This window comes from Rhizobium sp. AC44/96, assembly GCF_001692185.1.
In the GTDB taxonomy this organism is placed as follows: Bacteria; Pseudomonadota; Alphaproteobacteria; order Rhizobiales; family Rhizobiaceae; genus Rhizobium.
The window spans coordinates 550,786-569,110 of the sequence record NZ_LXKO01000014.1; the positions used below are offsets into that span (position 1 = coordinate 550,786).

Annotated in this window: 15 protein-coding genes; 4 read left to right on the forward strand and 11 right to left on the reverse strand. The window is 61.1% G+C overall.

Annotated features, from left to right (window positions below; genetic code table 11):
- The first annotated feature begins 59 nt into the window (after nucleotides 1-59).
- The 3 genes from A6U87_RS15105 to A6U87_RS15115 all read left to right on the forward strand — a co-directional run bounded on the left by A6U87_RS15105 (nucleotide 60) and on the right by A6U87_RS15115 (nucleotide 2,798).
- Nucleotides 60-1,307, forward strand: coding sequence for a multidrug effflux MFS transporter (locus tag A6U87_RS15105; RefSeq protein WP_083199414.1), 1,248 nt, complete (start codon nucleotides 60-62; stop codon nucleotides 1,305-1,307).
- A gap of 61 nt (nucleotides 1,308-1,368) precedes the next feature.
- Nucleotides 1,369-2,262, forward strand: a complete 894-nt coding sequence (locus A6U87_RS15110) for a LysR family transcriptional regulator (RefSeq protein WP_065692054.1) — start codon at nucleotides 1,369-1,371, stop codon at nucleotides 2,260-2,262.
- Nucleotides 2,263-2,288: 26 nt separating this feature from the next.
- Complete coding sequence (locus A6U87_RS15115; protein ID WP_083199416.1) at nucleotides 2,289-2,798, forward strand: GNAT family N-acetyltransferase; 510 nt, start codon at nucleotides 2,289-2,291, stop codon at nucleotides 2,796-2,798.
- A gap of 67 nt (nucleotides 2,799-2,865) precedes the next feature.
- Here the strand turns inward: A6U87_RS15115 and A6U87_RS15120 are convergent, their stop codons facing one another.
- From A6U87_RS15120 to A6U87_RS15130, 3 genes are all read right to left on the reverse strand, one after another.
- The gene (locus A6U87_RS15120; RefSeq protein ID WP_065692055.1) at nucleotides 2,866-4,062 is read right to left on the reverse strand and encodes a carboxymuconolactone decarboxylase family protein; all 1,197 of its coding nucleotides are present in this window, start codon (nucleotides 4,060-4,062) and stop codon (nucleotides 2,866-2,868) included.
- A gap of 66 nt (nucleotides 4,063-4,128) precedes the next feature.
- Nucleotides 4,129-5,145 (reverse strand): zinc-dependent alcohol dehydrogenase family protein, encoded by a 1,017-nt coding sequence (locus A6U87_RS15125; protein WP_065692056.1) that lies wholly within the window; start codon nucleotides 5,143-5,145, stop codon nucleotides 4,129-4,131.
- A 107-nt stretch (nucleotides 5,146-5,252) separates the two neighbouring features.
- The gene (locus tag A6U87_RS15130) at nucleotides 5,253-6,044 is read right to left on the reverse strand and encodes an SDR family oxidoreductase (protein ID WP_065692057.1); all 792 of its coding nucleotides are present in this window, start codon (nucleotides 6,042-6,044) and stop codon (nucleotides 5,253-5,255) included.
- 213 nt (nucleotides 6,045-6,257) lie between these two features.
- On the opposite strand from A6U87_RS15130, the gene A6U87_RS29935 reads away from it, so the two are divergent.
- On the forward strand, nucleotides 6,258-6,434 hold the full coding sequence (locus A6U87_RS29935; protein WP_158007277.1) for a hypothetical protein: 177 nt from the start codon (nucleotides 6,258-6,260) through the stop codon (nucleotides 6,432-6,434).
- A 73-nt stretch (nucleotides 6,435-6,507) separates the two neighbouring features.
- On the opposite strand, the gene A6U87_RS15135 is transcribed toward A6U87_RS29935, so the two are convergent.
- From A6U87_RS15135 to A6U87_RS15170, 8 genes are all read right to left on the reverse strand, one after another.
- On the reverse strand, nucleotides 6,508-7,329 hold the full coding sequence (locus A6U87_RS15135) for a carbohydrate ABC transporter permease (RefSeq protein ID WP_065692058.1): 822 nt from the start codon (nucleotides 7,327-7,329) through the stop codon (nucleotides 6,508-6,510).
- The gene (locus A6U87_RS15140; RefSeq protein ID WP_065692059.1) at nucleotides 7,326-8,198 is read right to left on the reverse strand and encodes a carbohydrate ABC transporter permease; all 873 of its coding nucleotides are present in this window, start codon (nucleotides 8,196-8,198) and stop codon (nucleotides 7,326-7,328) included. Before A6U87_RS15140 ends, A6U87_RS15135 begins: the two co-directional genes overlap by 4 nt.
- Before the next feature lie 53 nt (nucleotides 8,199-8,251).
- Nucleotides 8,252-9,577 carry an extracellular solute-binding protein gene (locus A6U87_RS15145; RefSeq protein ID WP_065692060.1) on the reverse strand — a complete coding sequence of 442 codons (1,326 nt, stop codon included), beginning with the start codon at nucleotides 9,575-9,577 and terminating at the stop codon, nucleotides 8,252-8,254.
- Between the two features lie 42 nt (nucleotides 9,578-9,619).
- On the reverse strand, nucleotides 9,620-11,155 hold the full coding sequence (locus tag A6U87_RS15150; protein WP_065692061.1) for a putative N-acetylmannosamine-6-phosphate 2-epimerase: 1,536 nt from the start codon (nucleotides 11,153-11,155) through the stop codon (nucleotides 9,620-9,622).
- Nucleotides 11,156-11,210: 55 nt separating this feature from the next.
- A complete protein-coding gene (locus tag A6U87_RS15155; protein WP_065692062.1) occupies nucleotides 11,211-11,960 on the reverse strand; it encodes a GntR family transcriptional regulator in 750 nt (249 codons plus the stop codon).
- A gap of 73 nt (nucleotides 11,961-12,033) precedes the next feature.
- Nucleotides 12,034-13,353 (reverse strand): glucoamylase family protein, encoded by a 1,320-nt coding sequence (locus tag A6U87_RS15160; protein WP_065692245.1) that lies wholly within the window; start codon nucleotides 13,351-13,353, stop codon nucleotides 12,034-12,036.
- Between the two features lie 122 nt (nucleotides 13,354-13,475).
- A complete protein-coding gene (locus A6U87_RS15165) occupies nucleotides 13,476-15,902 on the reverse strand; it encodes a phosphoketolase (RefSeq protein WP_065692246.1) in 2,427 nt (808 codons plus the stop codon).
- Nucleotides 15,903-16,184: 282 nt separating this feature from the next.
- The gene (locus tag A6U87_RS15170; RefSeq protein WP_065692063.1) at nucleotides 16,185-17,873 is read right to left on the reverse strand and encodes an ABC transporter ATP-binding protein/permease; all 1,689 of its coding nucleotides are present in this window, start codon (nucleotides 17,871-17,873) and stop codon (nucleotides 16,185-16,187) included.
- Nucleotides 17,874-18,325: the final 452 nt, after the last annotated feature.

The window sequence follows — 18,325 nt, forward strand, 5'->3', positions numbered from 1 at the left end:
TCTCTCTCAGGAGGCGTCCTTCGGGACGCCTTTCCTGCTTCTTCGGAAAGACAATCCTCATGTCTCAAGACATCACCGATTCCTCGGCAATCGACGTCGTATGCCCGCCTGTCGCCTCCGAGCGCAGCGAAGCGCCTCGCTGGCGGGTCCTCGGCGTGCTCAGTGCTCTCATGGGTTTCGCGTCGATCTCGACGGATCTCTATCTGCCGGCGATGCCGACCATGGGCAGGGACTTGCAGGCGGACGCCGGTTCGATGGAGCTGACGGTGTCGGGTTTCCTCGTCGGGTTCAGCGTCGGACAGCTCCTCTGGGGACCGATCGCCGACAGGTTCGGCAGGCGGATTCCGGTTGCAATCGGTTTGCTGCTCTTCGTCATTGGCTCTGCCGGTTGCGGGCTGTCGAACTCCGCCACGGAGATGATCGCATGGCGCATGGTGCAGGCCGTCGGCGCCTGCTCGGGTGTCGTCCTCGCCCGCGCGATGGTGCGTGATCTCTACGAAGGCGCGCGCGCTGCACAGATGCTGTCGACGCTTATCACCATCATGGCTGTCGCACCGCTGCTCGGGCCGATCGTTGGGGGCCAGATCCTGGCAATCGCAGGCTGGCGATCGATCTTCTGGGTGCTGGTCGGCGTCGGATTGGTGACGCTGGCGGCGCTGATGAGCATCCCGGAGACGCTTCCCCGCGAGCGGCGGCGCCACGATTCCGTGCTTGGCGCGATTTCGGGCTACGGAAAGCTGCTTACCAACCGGCGCCTCCTCGGCTTCGCGGCGTCCGGTGGATTCTTTTATGGGGGCATCTACGCCTATATCGCTGGTACGCCATTCGCCTATATCGATTACTACCACGTTCCCGCAGAATTCTACGGCATCCTGTTTGCTGTCGGAATTGTCGGGATCATGGCCGCCAACATGATCAATTCGCGCTTGGTTGTGCGCTTCGGCAGCCGCGTGTTGCTGAGGCTGGGCACGGCAGGCGCTGCGCTTTCGGGCCTCTTCCTGCTCTTTTCGGGTTGGACCGGATGGGGCGGACTGTGGGGGCTGGCGGTTCCTCTGTTCGTCTTTGTGTCGTGGTCCGGATTGATCGTCGCCAATTCCATCGGCGGCGCGCTCGAAGACCATCCGGATCGGGCCGGATCGGTGTCGGCATTGGTTGGTGCGATGCACTACGGCAGCGGCATCGTCGGTTCGGCAGCCGTCAGCGCCCTTGCGGACGGCACGCCCTGGCCGCTCGCGCTGGTCATCGCCATTGCCGGAGTTGGCAGCTTCCTGAGCCTCTCGCTCGTTTCTGCGCGGACCTCCGCTTGACGTCCGGGATTGTCGGGGCCAACTTCGACAATCATGTAGCACTCATGCCAAGGGTTCATGAATGAGGCGAGAAGACCTTGTCGATCTCAATGCGTTCATCACAGTCGCGGAAGAGCAGAATTTCACGCGTGCGGCTGCCATTCTTGGTACCTCGCAGTCTGCCCTCAGTCATACGATACGGCGCCTCGAGACAAGGCTCGGCGTCCGCCTTCTGACCCGAACGACACGCAATGTCGCTCCCACCGAAGCAGGCGAAAGATTGCTGGCGTCGCTGCGGCCCGCGATGGACAGCATAGGAACTGGCCTAGCCTCCCTGAGCGAGCTGCGCGACAGGCCGTCCGGCACCATTCGCATTACGACGTCGGAGCATGCCGCGACGTCGCTGTTGTGGCCAGTTCTACGCAGGCTCCTGCCGGATTACCCGGACATCAACGTCGAGCTCAGTATCGATTCCAGCTTCACCGACATCGTGTCCGATCGGTTCGACGCCGGTGTCCGCCTCGGGGAGGCACTTGCCAAGGACATGGTGGCTGTGCGAATCGGACCGGACCTCAGAATGGCCGTCATCGGCTCTCCTGCCTATTTTGATCGGAATCCAAAGCCAAAACTGCCGCAGGATCTGGCGTCTCACCGCTGCATCAATCTTCGGATGCTGAGCGGCGGCGGCCTTTATGCGTGGGAGCTCGAACAGGGATCCAGGGAGCTGCGCGTGCGTGTCGACGGTCAGCTCGCTTTCAACAATGTGAACATGATCGCTCGCGCGGCCGAAGATGGATTCGGGCTCGGCTTCGTCATGGAAGATCAGGTCGCCGATCGGCTTGCAGACGGACGCCTAGTCCGCGTGCTGGAAGACTGGTGTCCGCGCTTTGCCGGATATCATCTATACTATCCGAGCCGACGGCAGCCGTCGGCGGCCTTTTCAGTTCTGGTCGAGGCACTTCGATATAGAGGCTAGTGCTGCCACAAACACCCGGGGAACAGATGACAATCTTTCAGGCATCAGACACGCGCATCAGGGTGGCGACCAGCGAGGACGCCGCGGTCCTCGGGGCATATGGGGCGCAGCTGATGGCGCTGCACCATCAATGGGACCCCAAGCGGTTCATTTCATCGAACGACAAGACGCCACAGAGCTACGCGCGATACCTTTCGAGCCAGTTGGGCAAGGATGATGTTCTGGTTATCGTTGCCGAGGAGGACAATGCGATCGTGGGCTACTGCTACGGCGCCATCGAAGGCTACGACTACATGGCGCTGCGTGGCCCCGCCGGCGTGCTGCACGATCTTTTCGTTGATCCACGGAAGCGTCGATGTGGCCTCGGGCGGGCGCTGATCGAGGCAGCCGTAGATGCGTTGGCGCAACGTGGTGCAACGCAGATCGTGCTGTCCACGGCCTATCAGAACGAGGTGGGAAAGCGGCTATTTGCTGCGGCAGGATTTCAGCCGACGATGGTCGAAATGACCCGTCAGCTGGATCCTCGGACGCCTTAAGCGCATCGCCAACTGGATCTGGCGGTGGAATGACCCACCGCCATGCCACATGCGGCAATGCGAGCTTTCACTCGCCCTCACTGCCTTGGGCGTAATCTTCGTCGCTAACCTTCTCCATCCAGGATACGGAGACACCGTCCAGCGCCTCGGCTACGGCGAAATGGGTCATGGCGCTTTCAGCGGAAGCGCCGTGCCAGTGCCTGACATGGGGTGGAATCCAGACCACGTCTCCCGGCGCCACGCATACGACCGCGTCCCCTTCCTTCTGAACCCAGCCGGTTCCAGAAACGATGAACAGTGTTTGCCCAAGCGGATGGGTATGCCATGCCGTCCTTGCTCCGGCCGAGAACGAGACCGTCGCGCCGCCGATGCGGGCGGGTGCATCACCGCGATAGAAGCCTGATGTCTCGACCTTGCCGGTAAAGTACTGCTCAGGCGCGGCAGCCCGGCCGTCGCCCGCGCGTGCGATCTTTACCTCGGCGGGTGCCGCAGCAATCTTGGACGCGACATCACGGCTTTCGAAGACACGCTGCAGGACCGGGACGGCCGACATCGCCCTCGGCCAGCCGGCATAGAATGCCACATGGGTAACGACCTCCGACGCCTCGGCGCGCGTCAAGCCGTTGTCCATGGCGCGGTTTGCGTGGAAGGGAAGCTGTTCCGGCTGACCGATCGCGATCAGGGCTGCCATCGTCACGAGGCTGCGGTCCCGTGCGGACAGATCCGGACGTTGCCAGAGATCCCCAAAGAGGACGCGATTGGTAAGGTCGGCAAGTGCCGAAGCCGTTGGCGCCACATTCGCGTCAACCGTCGCGGCACGTGTCGCCTCCGCCTTGGCGTCTAGTTCGATGCGGGCGGCAGCACTGTTGGCCAAGGCTCCAATCCCGCGCTCTTCAAACACCTTCTTCGTCTCGGTGACCGCTGACATCGCATTCGGCCAACCGGAATAGAATGCAAGGTGCGTGATCAACTCACCGATCTCTTCCGGTTGCACGCCGTTGTCGAGCGCTCGACGCACATGGCTGCCGGTTTGCGCGGCCTTTCCCGTCGAGACGAGCGTGGCAACGGTGACGAGGCTGCGGTCGCGGGCGGACAGCTCCCCTCGCTCCCAAACCTCGCCGAACAAGACATCGTCCGTAAAATCGGCAAGGCCCGGTGCCGTCTCGTAGACGGCTTGCGGCGCGACGCGCTGGCGCTTTTCCTGGGCTTCGACACCCGTCGCGGCCAGGGCGGACACCGCGATCGTGGCTGCAATTTTTTTCATGAACTCGACTCCGTCGATATTGTCTTGGGGAAGGAACGAACGGGGCCACCGAAGCGGCCCCTTCGGCTAGACGCGAAGAAGCGTCTTGATGGCACGGCGCTCATCCATGGCGCGGTAGCCTTCCGCAACGTCGGCAAGCGGCACCTCGAGATCGAACACCTTTCCGGGGTTGATCTTTCGGTCGAGCACAAGATCCATCAGATAAGGCAGGTAGCGCCGGACCGGCGCAGGTCCGCCAAGCAGGCTCTTTTGCTGGAAGAACAGGTTCTGACCGTCGAACGTGACACCATGGGGAACGCCGACGAAGCCGATCTTGCCGCCCGGACGGGCGCAGTTGATTGCCTGGCCCATGGATTCCGGCGTTCCGACGCATTCGAGAACGGAATCCGCGCCGACGCCACTCGTGAGTTCCTTGATCCGCACTACGCCGTCATCGCCGCGCTCGGAGATGATATCGGTCGCTCCGAACTCGAGCGCGAGATCCTGGCGGCTCTTATGGCGGCTCATCGCGATGATCCGCGATGCGCCCATCTGCTTGGCGGCAAGAACGCCCATCAAGCCGACCGCACCGTCGCCGACCACTACTGCCGTGCCGCCTTCCTGGACACCTGCGGCATCGGCCGCATACCACCCGGTCCCCAGGACGTCGGAAACCGCGAGCAGGCTCGGAATGAGATCGTCTGCCGGAAGCTCCGCTGTGGCGACAAGCGTGCCATCGGCAAGGGGAACGCGCGCATAGGGCGCCTGTGCGCCCGTCATGAACTCGCGCTGCTCGCAAGAGGACTGGAAGCCGAACTTGCAATGGGGGCAGGTGTTGTCCGACAGGCAGAAGGAGCCGACCACGAACTGGCCGGGCTTGACCGTCTTCACCGCGCTGCCGACCTCCACGACCACGCCGCAGTATTCGTGGCCCATGGCCAGCGGCGCGGTGACTTCGTTGGCGCCGCGGAACGGCCAAAGGTCGGAACCACAGATGCAGCTTGCCGACAGCTTTATGATGGCGTCGGTAGGCTTCAGGATCTTCGGCTCGGCGACTTCTTCGCAACGGACGTCGCCCGGCCCGTAAAGCTTCGTTCCCAACATTGGTGTTGTCCTTTCATTGTGATGGTCGAGCTAGGCCCCGTCTTATTCGGGTGCCAGCTCGTCTTAGGAATATGAGGCGGTATCGCCGATGAGGAAGTCGCCGCCCGTCAAGCCGTTGCGCGATATCTATTGATCAGATCCAAGTCGCGCCGAACGCGATCGGGCTCCTGGTCCAAGGGCATGTTGTCGAGGTCGAGGACGGCATCAAGCGCGTCCTCCGGATCAGGGCGCAATGCTGCGAACAATGGGTCGAGATCGCTGGGCGCGGGCCCTGTCTCTGCTACGAGTTCGAAGGTCTTCCTGGTTGCTGCGTCGGAGGTGAGGCTTTCGACGAGCACTTCGGCAATTTGCTGTCGGGAAATGACGCCGTCGCTTGGGGTGCCGCTATGCCGCCGGTCGCCCTGCAGGAATTCCAGACGGTGCTGGTCGGCGGCGTTGTAGTCGAACCAACCGGGGCGCACGATCGTGTAAGGAAGGCCGCTCCTGCGAACGAGGCGCTCGGCCCTGCGCTTCCAGTCGTGGCCCTCATTGGTCCTGTTGTAATGGCCGTGACGTTCCGTGACGCCGATCGTCGTCATGAGCGCAATCCGCAGGCTCCGGCCACCGAGGGCGGCCAGTATGTCGAGAAACGCCCGGTAATAGACTGCTTCAGCGGCTGCCTTTCCTTGGCCGTCGGCGTTCAAGGTCAGCACGACCGCGTCCATTCCCTCAAGAGCCGGCTCCAAGGTGTCGGGCTTTGTCACGTCGCCCACGACCATTTCCGCGCCTTCCGGAAGGCGGGCGGAGGAGGCGTTGCGGACAAGCGCACGTACTTTATGGTTTCTCAGAAGCGCCTGGCTCACGACAAGGCGGCCGACACTTCCCGTAGCGCCGACGACGAGCACGTTCAGTTGGGGCATATCCGACGGTCCTTCTATCCAGAGAAGGAAGATAGCGCAGCAAGATTGATCTGATTAGACGGGATCGGCGGCATGCACCTATATCCGGCGTTCATGAATAGAGCGCATCCCCCAACGCCGCTCATCCTTGAAGCACAGGCGCTTTGACAAAGCGCAATGATCGGAGCTTTGCTTAGGTGAACAATGCACGGTGCAACGGGAAAGGAGCCAGCAATGCTAAAGATCCTTGTGACCAGCATGACCGTCGCGGTGGCTACACTTGTTGGCTACACCGTCCTAGCCAGCACCCACAAGCACAGCCAGACTGTCGATGCAAAATCACAAAAGAAGCAGCCCAAGCTGGGATATGCGGATTTGTTCATTCCGCCCACCAAGGGGAACGGCTTCTGACGTCGTCTCTTGCCGCTGGGCGAGCCGCGCGACCATGCTGGGGACGTGAGGCACCATTCCCTGCGCCTGATCGCTAGCCTTTCACCGCGCCAGCCGTCATCGAGCCGGAGATCTGGCGATACATCAGAAGCCCAAGCAGGGCGGGAGGAAGCGCGCCGAGCGCCATCACTGCGGATGCCACACCCCACTGAACGCCACCGCCGCTGGCGGCGAAGAAGAAGGAGGCGCCGACTGTCATCGGCACCGCCTTGTTGGTGGTCAGCATCAGGCCGAACAGGAACTCGTTCCATGCGGTGATAAAGCCGAAGATGAATGCCGTGATGAGCGCCGGGCGGATAACGGGCGTGATGACGCGAACCATCGCCTGGAAGGATGATGCACCGTCAATCCGCGCCGCCTCGTCGAGTTCGAGCGGTACGTCATTGATGGCGTTGACCAGCATGACGAGGGCGAGCGGGATATTGACGATCGTCAGGATCAGCCCAAGCCCGACCTGCGTGTCGAGCAGCCCGAGCCATTGGTACATCATGTAAAGCGGGATCGCGAAGATGATGAGTGGCACGGCGCGCAGGTTGATGACCAGCGGCAGCATCACCCGTCGGCCGACATCGCTTCTGGCGATGGCGTAGGCCGCAGGCAGGCAGAGCAGGATTGCAAGCCCGGTGCCGAGCACAGCAGCAATCGTGCTGTTCAGCAGGTAGGAATAGATATTGAAACGGTCCGTCTGGGTCAGCACCCGCGCATAGTTGGCAAGCGTCGGCTGGTTGATCCACAGGCCGGCATTGCTGGACAGTTCCCGTGCGCTTTTGAACGAGGTGACGAGCGTGACGATTATCGGAAAGTTCATCGCAAGCGCGGCGATCGCAAAGACGATCCAACGAAGTGCGTTGATCATGCTGCTTTCCTCCTGCGACCTGCCAACCAGTTCAACCCGTAGAGCACCGCAAGGGAGGCGACGAACAGCACGACCGAGGCCGCAACCGCCTTGCCGATCAACCCGTCCTTGAAGAAGGCCTGGTAGATATAGATGGACAGCGAGGTCGTCGAGCCGCCTGCGCCGCTGCCGGTCAGCGCATAGACGTTGTCGAACACACGGAAGCCGTCAATGAAGCGGATGAAGAAGGCGATGACCAGTGTCGGCGTCATCAGCGGCAAGTCTATCAGCCACAGGATGCGCCAGGCCGAGGCGCCGTCGAGTGAGGCCGCCTCGCGAACATCAAGGGGAATTGCCGAATAGGCGACATAGAAGAGCAGGAAGGCGAACGGCGTCCACTGCAGCGTTTCAACGACAAGGAGCGTCTTGAAGGCGTTGTTCACGTCGAGGAAGGCCGGGCTGTCGCCGAACCAGAGGAAGAGATAGTAGGGAACGGGTCCAGCGAACTCGTGCAGCACGAGCCTGTACATCAGGCCGATCATCGCCGGTGCGACCATCAGCGGCAGCATCAGCGGCGCCATCAGGACCGAGCGCTTCGCAAGCAGCGGCGCCAGAAAGATCGCCAGGAATAAGCCGATCCCGCATTCAGCGATCGCCGTAATCAGGCCGAACGTGAACGAGAAGGACGTTGCCTTCCAGAAGGAGCGATCCTGCAATACGGCGAGATAGTTGCCGAGGCCGGTGATCGTCGGGCTGCGCAGGTTCTGGAAACCGACGGTCGAGACCGAATAGATCAGGTTGACGAGGGCCGGAAAGCCCAGGAAGAGCAGCAGGAAGCCGATGAGCGGCACCAGATAAGCCCTGCCTTCTGCACGTGATACGATAGCCATTTCGGTCCGCCGGATGGAGGGATGCCGGGCTTGGCCCGGCATCCGGATCGAGGTTACTTCTTGAGGAGATCCTGCATACCGGTCTTGGTATGGGCAAGGGCGTCCTCGAGGCTCTGCTGACCCGACCAGTAGCCCGTGAACTCCTTGGCCTGCAACTCGTAGACCGAGAGCGCATTGGCGGACGTCGCGCCGTTCATGACATAGCCGTACTTGCTCGCGAATTCGCCAAGCTTGACGAGATCGGGGCGTTCCGAGGCGACCTTTGCTACGACATCGGGCATCAGGGCCGGCGAGCCGCCGCCGCGCGCGTAGGTCAGTGCCGCATCCTCGGTTGCCAGCCATTTCAGGAACTTGATGGCCCCTTCCTTGTTCTTGGCATTCTTGTTGAGGCCGAGACCGAGGCCGTGGATGTGGTCGGCGCGACCGTTCGGACCGGCCGGCGGTGCGACGATGCCCGTTACATCGGCCACGGCCGGCGACTTTTCGGCGCTGGTGAGATCGGCGGCTGCCGCATTCCACTGCAGAGCCGTAGCAGCCTGGCCGGCGGCGAAGGCGGCATTGGTTTCAGGGTATTCGTAGCTCAACGAATCCTTCGGCGAGGCGCCGGCATCGTAGAGGGTCTTGTAGAGCTGCAAGCCGGTCTTGTAGGCGTCGGAATCGACGGTGACGTTGCCGCTGTCATCCATCCAGTTTGCGCCATAGGAGCGCGGCAGTGACTGGAACACCATCATGTTGAACAGCAGGTTCTTCATCTGCAGCACGGTGCCGTAGCGAACGGGACTATCCGGATTGGCCTGCTTGGAGAAATAGAGCGCGGTCGCCGCCCAGTCATCCCAGGTCCAGCTGTCAGGATCCTTTGGCTGCAGATCCTTGCCGAGTACCTTCTTGGCAAGCTCAGAATAGGTCTTCTTCGCCGCATCGTCCTTCAGCAGGGCATCGATGAGGTCCTTGCGGTAATACATGAAATGCAGCGACAGATCCGTCGGCACGCCATACTGCTTGCCGTCGAACTGCATGGTCTTCAGAACGGAATCGCCGAAAACCTTCGCGGCGTCCGGCCCAAGATCCACCGGCTCCATGTACGGTGCGTAGCGGCCGATGGTGTAGGTGGCGACGAGATTGATGTCGAACGCGTCCGATCCGGCCGCCATGTCGGCCTGCAGCTTGTCGTAGAAGCCGTCGCGGTTGAAGAACAGAAGCTCGACCTTGTCGGCGTCGGACGCGGACTTGTTATAGGCTTCCACCGTCGCGCGAAGGGCGGTCTCTTCCGATCCGCCCGGCCAGCCGAGCACGGTGACGGTTGCATTGGCGAGGCCCGGCAGAGCCGCGCTCGAAAGAAGCGCGGCGAGAGCCGGAGCGATTATCTTTTGCAGTTTCATCAATGTTCCCTTTCTTTCTTTGGTTGCTTTTCTGATGGATTTTTAACGATGCTGCCGCGCCAGATCCGCAGCGCCGATGATGCCCGCGCGGCTGCCGAGTTCTGCCGCGACGAGGTGAGGAGTGATCCGGGTGCTGAGGCCGCCGATCTTCCCACGCACGAGGTCGAGATAGCCCGGCGCGAGGCCGATGCCGCCGCCGATGACGATGCGTTGGGGATCGAGCATCAGCTTGATGTCGCGGCAGAGGAGCGCAACTTGCGCGGCTGATTGTTCGACGATGGAGCTGGCCCATGCCGACCCGGCCGCCGCTTCGGCAAAGACCGTCACCGCATCGACGTCGTGGCCAGCGTCTCTTGCCTGCTGCGCTATCCAGAGGCCCGAAGTCATGTCCTCAAGGGGCGCGGCGCCATGCGAGGCGCTTCGGGTCAGGCCGAAATGGCCGGCGAGACCGGATCCAAGCTTGCCGTGGATGACGATACCGCCACCAATGCCCGTCGAGATCGTCAGGAAGACGATGTCCTCCCTGCGGCCAGCGCCGAACCGGTATTCGCCCCAGGCGGCCGCCTGGGCGTCGTTGACGGCGAAGGCTGGCGCGCCAAGGCGCGCGGTTGCGCGCTCGATCAGCGGATAGTTGTCGGGAATACCAAGCGTCGCCGGATTGAGAGCGGACCAGCAGCCATTTTCCACGAAACCGGTAACGGCAATCCCGGCGCGAGCGAACTGGCCGCGCCACGCGGCGGTCTCCGCTGCGATGGCATCCAGCCAGGCGTCGGGTCCTTCCTCGCGCTGCGTTCGTACAATGCGCTCGTCGATGACCTTGTCACCCTGGACCAGCGCCACCATCGTCTTCGTGCCGCCGATGTCGATGGCGAGTACGGGCTTGCCGGCGTCCTCACGCTGCGAGAACGCGGCACTGACGGCCTCGTGAAACCACGTCGTCGCGTGTTCGGTGCGTGTAATCGCCGAGCCGACGACAACGGCGAAGGCGCCGGCGGACGCCGCTTCGGCTGCCTGCTCCGGCGTGCGGATGCGGCCCTCGGCGATCACGCGGGGCGTCAGCGTCCGCATTGCCGCAATCAGGGCGATATCCGGGTCGACGGGCTCCGGCCCACCGACATAGCCGGACAGCGTGGTTCCGACGAAATCAACACCCTCCGCCAACGCTCGCTTGGCGTCCTCGAACGAGGAGCAGTCGGCCATCGTCAGCTTGCCCTTGGCCTTTGCCGCAGCGACAAGCGCGCTGAAGGCTACCGGGCGGACGCGATCGGTGGCGTCGAAGGCGATGATATCGGCACCGGCATCGGCAAGATCCTCGACATCGGCGATGAAGGGCGTGATGCGAACCGGGCTGTCATCGAGATCGCGCTTGACGATCCCGATGATCGGAACAGCCACATGCGGGCGGGCCGCCTTCACGTAAGCAACGGATTCGATACGCACCGCCGCAGCACCTGCCGCGGCGGCGGCGTTGGCGAAGCCGATGACGAACGCGGCATCATCCATCGGACCATCGGGAACCGGCTGGCAGGAAACGATGAGGGCGTTCTTCAGGTCTTCGTGCGTCACGGGATGCTCCATTTCGGGCATCACGATAATTGGAAAATACCAGATGGCAACCAGTTTATGACTGGTATTATCTTCGGAGTTCGAAGACGAAGTCGAAGACGTCGCCCTTGTATCGGGTCTCGCACAATTCGACGATCTGCCCATCTCCCAGGAAGCAGCGGCGTTCCGTCACGAGAAGCGGCGCTCCGGCTTCGCAGTGAAGATGGGTCGCATCGTCTGCCGTTGCCGGCCGCGAGCGCATGCGCTGAACCGCCCGCTCGGGCAAGAAGCCACGAGCTTGCAGCGCCTCGTAAAGCGATTGGTCGATCAGGTGCGGCGACGGCAGGAAGCGGACCGGAACCACGGAGGTCTCCACCGCAATCGGGAGCGAATTGGCAGTCCGGATGCGCTTGATCCTAACGACATTTGCGTCTCCGGCGATCCCAAGCGCCATCATTTCAGTGGAGGAGGCGCGGGTAATCTGCCTCGATATCCAAATGCACCCAGGCACTTGGCCTCGGGCGCGGATATCTTCGGAGAAGCTGGTCAGGGTCGCCAGGGACTTTTCGACGCGCGATCCGATCTCGGTCTTGAAGCCGTGGCGACGGCTGAGCAACCCTTCTTCCTCCAGCAACGACAGCGCCTTGCGGACGGTGACGCGCGATAGGGAAAGAGAAGACGCAATCACCCGCTCACCCGGCAGCACACTGCCCGACTGGAACGTCTGCGTCTGGATCGCCTTCTCGATGGCGAGCTTCAACCGCTTGTAGAGGGGGATATTCCCCGGGATCTGATCAAGTGATTTCTCGATCGCATCGATCACCTGGTTCTGAGCCATAAAGTTCGCCAATGTCCGCTAAAAAAATCGGTTGGACATATACTGGTATTATCGGTGGGTGGCAATCGGGCGTCTATAGCCAGCCGCCGGTGAAACCGGCACGGCGTAATCCGGTAACGACAGGCTGGCATCGCTTCATGATGTTCCAGAGCAAACCCGTCCGATAATTCTCGATCATCAGCACCACCGGCCCCTGGTCGATACCGAAGTGGTAGGGGCTGACCCATCCGCCGGTTGGAATATCCTGCGCAGGATATGTTTCGTTGAACGACGGCTTGAAACCGTAGAGCCTCGTCATGCCGAGGTTCTTGCGCGCAAAGTTCCTGACCGTGGGGATGACGATCTCGGGCGCGAACGGCAGGGAGGCCACGACAGCCCAGGGCGCGACCGTTCCATCGTCCGGTCCAAAGGGCGCACCGCGGGCGATATAGTCGAAGAACTCACGCTCGCGCCCGTCGACGGTCTGCTTGAACCAGCCGGGGCCGTCACTTGCGGTAAAACCCCAGCAGTGTTCGCCGTAGCCGACGAAGCCCATCGGATTGCGAATGGCGTATTCCTGCTGCACATAGGTCGCGTGGCGGGTGTTGATGAAATAGTCGCTGTCATGCCGGCGCATGAAATCGTCCCGGATGCCACGAAAGTCGATCCACATGTGCGACAGCTGGTGGGTAAACAAGGGGCCGGAATAGAGCAGTTCTCGGCCGTAAATGTTCCGCCAATCGTAGCTTTCCGTGTAGGCGGCAAAACTCTCCGGCGGCAAAGGATGGGTCGGTGATCCAAGGCCGATGATGTAGAGCAGCAGACCTTCGTCATAGCCTCGCCATCGATGCGGGATGAAGCCCGTCTCCGGGCGCCACCCGTGCGTCAGCGTCGCGCCGCCGTCGCGGGCCCAGTTCCAGTCGGCCCGTTCATACAATGCCGTTGCGAGCCGCCTGATCTCCGCCTCATCGGCGGTGTCGCCGTCAAAATAGGTGGCGACGGTCAGCGCCCCGGCGAAGAGGAAGGCGGAATCGATCGTCGACAGCTCGCAATCCCAAACGCGGCGTCCTGTTTCGATATCCAGAAAATGATAGAAGAAGCCCTTGTAGCCGGAGGCATCCGGTTCGGGTCCTTGCGGGCAGTTGATCAGATATCGCAGGCGGCTGCGCGTAATCTTGGCAGCAAACTCGCGGATCAGCACGCCATGCTCAACCACGACGGGGATTGTCGCGAGCGCCATGCCGATTGCTGCAATGCTGGCCGGCGTATTCGGCGCCGTCTTGTCGCGCACGAGGCCGTTATCGGGATTCGTGCATTGCAGATAATAGAGCACCGTCGTGAACTGCAGCCGAGCAAGGTCCTGCTCGGTTGGCATTCGGTCAAGATCGGCATCGGTCGAAAGCGTTTCAGGCATGGGCACCAACCAGTGCACGCAAGGATCGATAGGCTTCTTCTTCCTGCTATTTCATTCCTCGGGGTCTGCCGGCATGATCGTCGGCAGACCTCCTATTGCATCGGCCGCTCTCGTCGGCCGGATCAGGCGTTGTCTCCCTCGGTCGAGGTTCGTGCGGAAGTCACCGCTTTTCCCTTTGCGCCCCATCTCCAACCACTGATCTCGGGCATGTCGTCGCCATGCTTCTCGATATACTGCCTGTGTTCGATCAGCTTCTCGTGAATGGCTTGCTTGAAATAGGCAGCGCGAGCACCGAGCTGCGGCAGCCGGTCGATCACGTCCTCCACCAGATGGAAGCGGTCCATCTCGTTCAGCACAACCATGTCGAACGGCGTCGTCGTCGTTCCTTCTTCCTTGTAGCCGCGGACGTGCATGTTGTCATGGTTCGTACGGCGGTAGGTGAGCCGATGGATCAGCCAGGGATAGCCGTGGAAGGCGAAGATGATCGGCTTGTCCTTGGTGAACAACGCATCGAAATCAGCATCCGACAGGCCATGCGGATGTTCCTTTGTCGGTTGCAGTTTCATCAGGTTGACCACGTTGATGACGCGAACCTTTAGTTCCGGCAGATGCTCCCGGATTAGTTCGACGGCGGCCAATGTCTCCAGCGTTGGAACGTCGCCGCAGCATGCCATCACGACGTCGGGCTCGCTTCCCCTGTCGTTGCTCGCCCACTCCCAGATGCCGATGCCTTCGCTGCAATGCTTGATGGCTTGGTCCATCGTCAGCCATTGCGGTGCAGGCTGCTTGCCGGCGACGACCACGTTGACGTAATTGCGGCTGCGCAGGCAGTGATCGGTGACCGACAGAAGCGTATTGGCATCCGGCGGCAGATAGATGCGGACGACATCCGCCTTCTTGTTGGCCACGTGGTCGAGGAAGCCCGGATCCTGGTGGCTGAAACCATTGTGGTCCTGGCGCCAGACGTGGGAACTCAGGAAGTAGTTCAGCGATGGGATCGGCCGGCGCCACGGGATTTCATTGCAGACCTTCAGCCATTTGGCATGCTGGTTGAACATCGAGTCGATGATGTGGATGAAGGCCTCGTAGCACGAAAAGAAGCCATGCCGACCGGTGAGCAGGTACCCTTCCAGCCATCCCTGGCATTGATGCTCGCTCAGCACCTCCATGACCCGACCGTCGGGTGAAAGATGATCGTCCTCGGGGTAGATCTCCGCCATGTAGCAGCGGTTGGTGACTTCCAGCACATCCTGCCAACGGTTGGAGTTGTTTTCGTCGGGGCTGAACAGGCGGAAGTTCTTGCTCCCCATATTCAGCTTCATGACATCCCGAAGGAATTTGCCCATCACCCGCGCCGACTCTGTCATCGTCGCGCCGGGGCTTGCGACCGGGACCGCATAATCTTCAAAGTCAGGCATCTTGAGATCGCGCAGCAGCAGCCCGCCGTTGGTGTGCGGGTTGTCGCTCATCCGGCGGTGCCCCGCAGGCGCCAGCGCTGCCAGTTCCGGCATCAGCTTGCCATCGCCATCGAAGAGTTCTTCGGGACGATAGCTCTTCATCCATTCCTGAAGGATCTGGATGTGCTCCGGCTTGTCCATGTCGCCCATCGGAACCTGATGCGCGCGCCAGTAGTCCTCGCACTTCTTGCCATCGATCTCCGGCGGGCATGTCCAGCCCTTCGGTGTGCGGAAAATGATCATAGGCCAGTTGGGGCGCTTCAGGTTCCCGTTGGTGCGGGCGTCCGCCCAGATGCTCTTGATTTCCTTGACGGCGGTATCCATCACACCGGCGAGCTGCTGGTGAACGCTGTCAGGGTCGGAGCCTTCGACGAAGTAGGGCTTGTAGCCCATGCCCTCGAAGAATTTCCTGAGCTCGTCCTCGGGAATGCGAGCGAGGAAGCATGGATTGGCGATCTTGTAGCCGTTCAGGTGCAGGATCGGCAGCACGCACCCGTCACGGGCCGGGTTCAGGAACTTGTTGCCGTGCCAACCGGTCGCGAGCGGTCCTGTCTCGGCTTCGCCGTCGCCAACGACGCAGGCGACGATGAGATCGGGGTTGTCGAACGCTGCTCCGTAGGCATGGCTAAGAGCATAGCCCAGTTCGCCGCCCTCATGGATGCTGCCAGGTGTTTCGGGAGCGACATGGCTTGGGATGCCACCGGGGAAGCTGAACTGCTTGAACAGCTTCTGCAAGCCCTCGGTATCCTGGGAAACATTCGGGTAGACCTCGCTATAGGTTCCCTCGAGATAGGCGTGTGCGACCAGAGAGGGTCCACCATGGCCCGGCCCGATCACATAGATCATGTTGAGGTCGTCGCGTTTGATCACGCGATTGAGGTGAACATAGAGCATGTTCAGGCCAGGAGACGTGCCCCAATGGCCAAGCAGCCGCGGCTTGATGTGCTCCCGCTTCAGCGGTTCTTTCAGCAGCGGATTGTCGAGAAGGTAGATCTGACCCACGGAGAGGTAGTTCGATGCCCGCCAGTAAGCGTGCATCGCATGCAACTCCTTGGCCGAAAGCGGGCCTTTTGCTTTTGAATCTCCGTCCATGGAGGGCCGAGCGTCCGTTGCCTTGGTAAGCGAAACCATTTGGTGTCTCCCTGTCGAGAATCCAGATTGTTTTAGGCAGTCGTAGGCGCGTTCCTAAGCCGCGCATTGATATGCATCAACCGCGAGTACTCCCAAGAGAAGCGCGCGCTGAAACCTGCTGCCGGCAGCCGTCCACAAATGCGTCACCATCCAGCATACAACTCCTCATATGTTTGGCAGAGTAAGATACGCGATCATACGCAAGCTGAAATAGGTCGTGCCGACCGATTGGCCATGGTGGAATCAACCGCGATTATCCGTCCACGTCCAGCTACCGTCCTCTCTGCATTCGAGAACCGCAGCATAGGGATCGCGTGTGACATCCGTTTCGCTGGCGTGGACGCAGGTGATGGTCTGCTCGGAAAGCGAGTGGAGGATCTTACGGAGTTGGTCGGCTCCCAAGGTCGCGTCGATCCGATCGAGCCAAGCGAACCGCGGCGCCGCGAGAAGGATGCCGACGAAGGCCAGCAGTTGTTGCTCGCGGAGCGAAAGCAGCGCGCTCCAGTCGTGCTCTACATCGAGGCCACCCGCTTGCCCGATCACGCGATCGAGGCCGAAGTCCTGCAACAGTTCGGCAATCCGATGCTCGCTGATATCCCCCGCTTTGTCGGGAGGGACGAGAACCTGTCGCAAGGTGCCGGGTATCAGGTACGGCTGCTGGGGGAGGAAGAGGATATTGCCGGGGCCCGGGCGGACGATCTGCCCGCTGCCGTTGAGTGGGATACCGGCCGTCGCCTTGAGTAGCGCCACCGCCGTTGCCGGGTTGTCCACCGCAATGAGGATGCGTGCCCCGTCCGGCACCGATACCGACAGATCCTTCAGCAATGGCACGTTGTCAGGAGAGGACAACAAAGTCAGGTGCTCGAAGGCAAGGTGTTTTTCTTCGACCGCAATTTCGATCGCTGGCACGCCGGGGGCTTGCGATCGCTCGATTGCCTCGAGCAACGAACTCAGTCGCGCGACGACCGCGGCAAAGTTCGAAATCGACTGGAACTGCGTGACAATCAGCGAAAAGGCGCCGACGAGCAATGCGAAGGCCGAGGCCGACTGGGTGATGACGCCGAATGCAATATCGCCCCTCATGAACGCGGGAGCGACGATCAGCGCTGGAATGATCTGGATCAGCCAATTGTAGCCGGTGGTGAAAAAGCCGACATTGCGATTGATCGCTGTGATCTGGCGAAAGTTGGAGATGGCGTCGTCCAGCCGCTGGAGAAGCCGCGCGCTCTGTTTCTTTTCGCTCCCCGATACCAGGATTGCCTCAGCCTTTTCCCGAACATGGATCAAGCCGGAGCGAAAGCCTGCTTCCTTGTCGAGCTGGTCGTAGTTCAGTCTGATGAGGGGGCGGCCAAAGGCAATCGTGAGGAACGAGCCGCAAGCGGCGTAAAGGACGGCGACGACAAACAGCAACGGACTGATGGACCAAAGCACACCCGAAAAGGCCAGGATCGTAAGGCCGCTGTTGAAGACCAGAAGGACGAAGGAAAGCGTCGTGACGGTGAAAACGCGGATGTCGTCGGCAATCCGCTGATCGGGATGCGTGAGCTGACCTGAATGATCAAGGCGATAATAGGCGGCGTCGGCGAGATAATGGTTGACCGCTCGTCGCGTCAGGAACTCCCGCCAGAGCAGGGCAAGGCGCTCCTCGGTGAACCGTGCAAAGACCGAAACGACGGTCGCGGCGGCAAAGACGGCGATGTAAAATATTGCTTGCCGGACGAATTCTGCCGACTGACGGTCGGCAATCGCGGTCATGAAATTCCTGCCGACGTAGCTGTTGGCCACGTTCAGAGCGTTGATGCCGCAAAAGAGAATGACCAGGCCGGCAAGCATCAATCTTGCTCTGCCCTTGACCTCCGAGTTCATGAAGATGCCGACCGCGCGGACAAACCGAACTGCCGTTATCTTGAGGGGCGGCTTCTGCTTATCCATGACATCCCTGCGACATACTCAGCGGGCTGGTGCGGCCCATCTTAAGCAGACAGCGAGACAAGCGCCAAGTCCCTCAGGAGTAGGTCCACTCCGGACACTGGTTGACGCTATGAGAAAGATGAGATTGGGGCGTTGTCTATCCCGGTAGCCAACATTGAGGCGGCGATAGCGGTATTGCGGTGCTCTCCGACGACCACCTGAAGCAGACAGTTTCTTCGGTCACTCTAGGTGCCGCCGATGGCACATCCTTCACGTTCATCAATCCGAATGACAACTCGTTGGTGATAGCGAATGAGCCTGGTGGCTCGCCTCGCTGTGCGGGGTTTTCTGTCTAATGTTTAATGGTTTTCGGCCGCAAATTTGGTACTTATGATCCGCCCGGTTGCCAAAAAACCATAATTGCTCCACCTAGATCAAATATAAACAGATCGCCCCCAGCATTAAGAATTGGA

Bases quoted from the DNA above. Each gene is read 5' to 3' on its own strand.
- A6U87_RS15105 (WP_083199414.1), top strand. From the start codon at position 60: ATGTCTCAAGACATCACCGATTCCTCGGCAATCGACGTCGTATGCCCG.
- A6U87_RS15110 (WP_065692054.1), top strand. From the start codon at position 1,369: ATGAGGCGAGAAGACCTTGTCGATCTCAATGCGTTCATCACAGTCGCG.
- A6U87_RS15115 (WP_083199416.1), top strand. From the start codon at position 2,289: ATGACAATCTTTCAGGCATCAGACACGCGCATCAGGGTGGCGACCAGC.
- A6U87_RS15120 (WP_065692055.1), bottom strand. From the start codon at position 4,062: ATGAAAAAAATTGCAGCCACGATCGCGGTGTCCGCCCTGGCCGCGACG.
- A6U87_RS15125 (WP_065692056.1), bottom strand. From the start codon at position 5,145: ATGTTGGGAACGAAGCTTTACGGGCCGGGCGACGTCCGTTGCGAAGAA.
- A6U87_RS15130 (WP_065692057.1), bottom strand. From the start codon at position 6,044: ATGCCCCAACTGAACGTGCTCGTCGTCGGCGCTACGGGAAGTGTCGGC.
- A6U87_RS29935 (WP_158007277.1), top strand. From the start codon at position 6,258: ATGCTAAAGATCCTTGTGACCAGCATGACCGTCGCGGTGGCTACACTT.
- A6U87_RS15135 (WP_065692058.1), bottom strand. From the start codon at position 7,329: ATGATCAACGCACTTCGTTGGATCGTCTTTGCGATCGCCGCGCTTGCG.
- A6U87_RS15140 (WP_065692059.1), bottom strand. From the start codon at position 8,198: ATGGCTATCGTATCACGTGCAGAAGGCAGGGCTTATCTGGTGCCGCTC.
- A6U87_RS15145 (WP_065692060.1), bottom strand. From the start codon at position 9,577: ATGAAACTGCAAAAGATAATCGCTCCGGCTCTCGCCGCGCTTCTTTCG.
- A6U87_RS15150 (WP_065692061.1), bottom strand. From the start codon at position 11,155: ATGGAGCATCCCGTGACGCACGAAGACCTGAAGAACGCCCTCATCGTT.
- A6U87_RS15155 (WP_065692062.1), bottom strand. From the start codon at position 11,960: ATGGCTCAGAACCAGGTGATCGATGCGATCGAGAAATCACTTGATCAG.
- A6U87_RS15160 (WP_065692245.1), bottom strand. From the start codon at position 13,353: ATGCCTGAAACGCTTTCGACCGATGCCGATCTTGACCGAATGCCAACC.
- A6U87_RS15165 (WP_065692246.1), bottom strand. From the start codon at position 15,902: ATGGACGGAGATTCAAAAGCAAAAGGCCCGCTTTCGGCCAAGGAGTTG.
- A6U87_RS15170 (WP_065692063.1), bottom strand. From the start codon at position 17,873: ATGGATAAGCAGAAGCCGCCCCTCAAGATAACGGCAGTTCGGTTTGTC.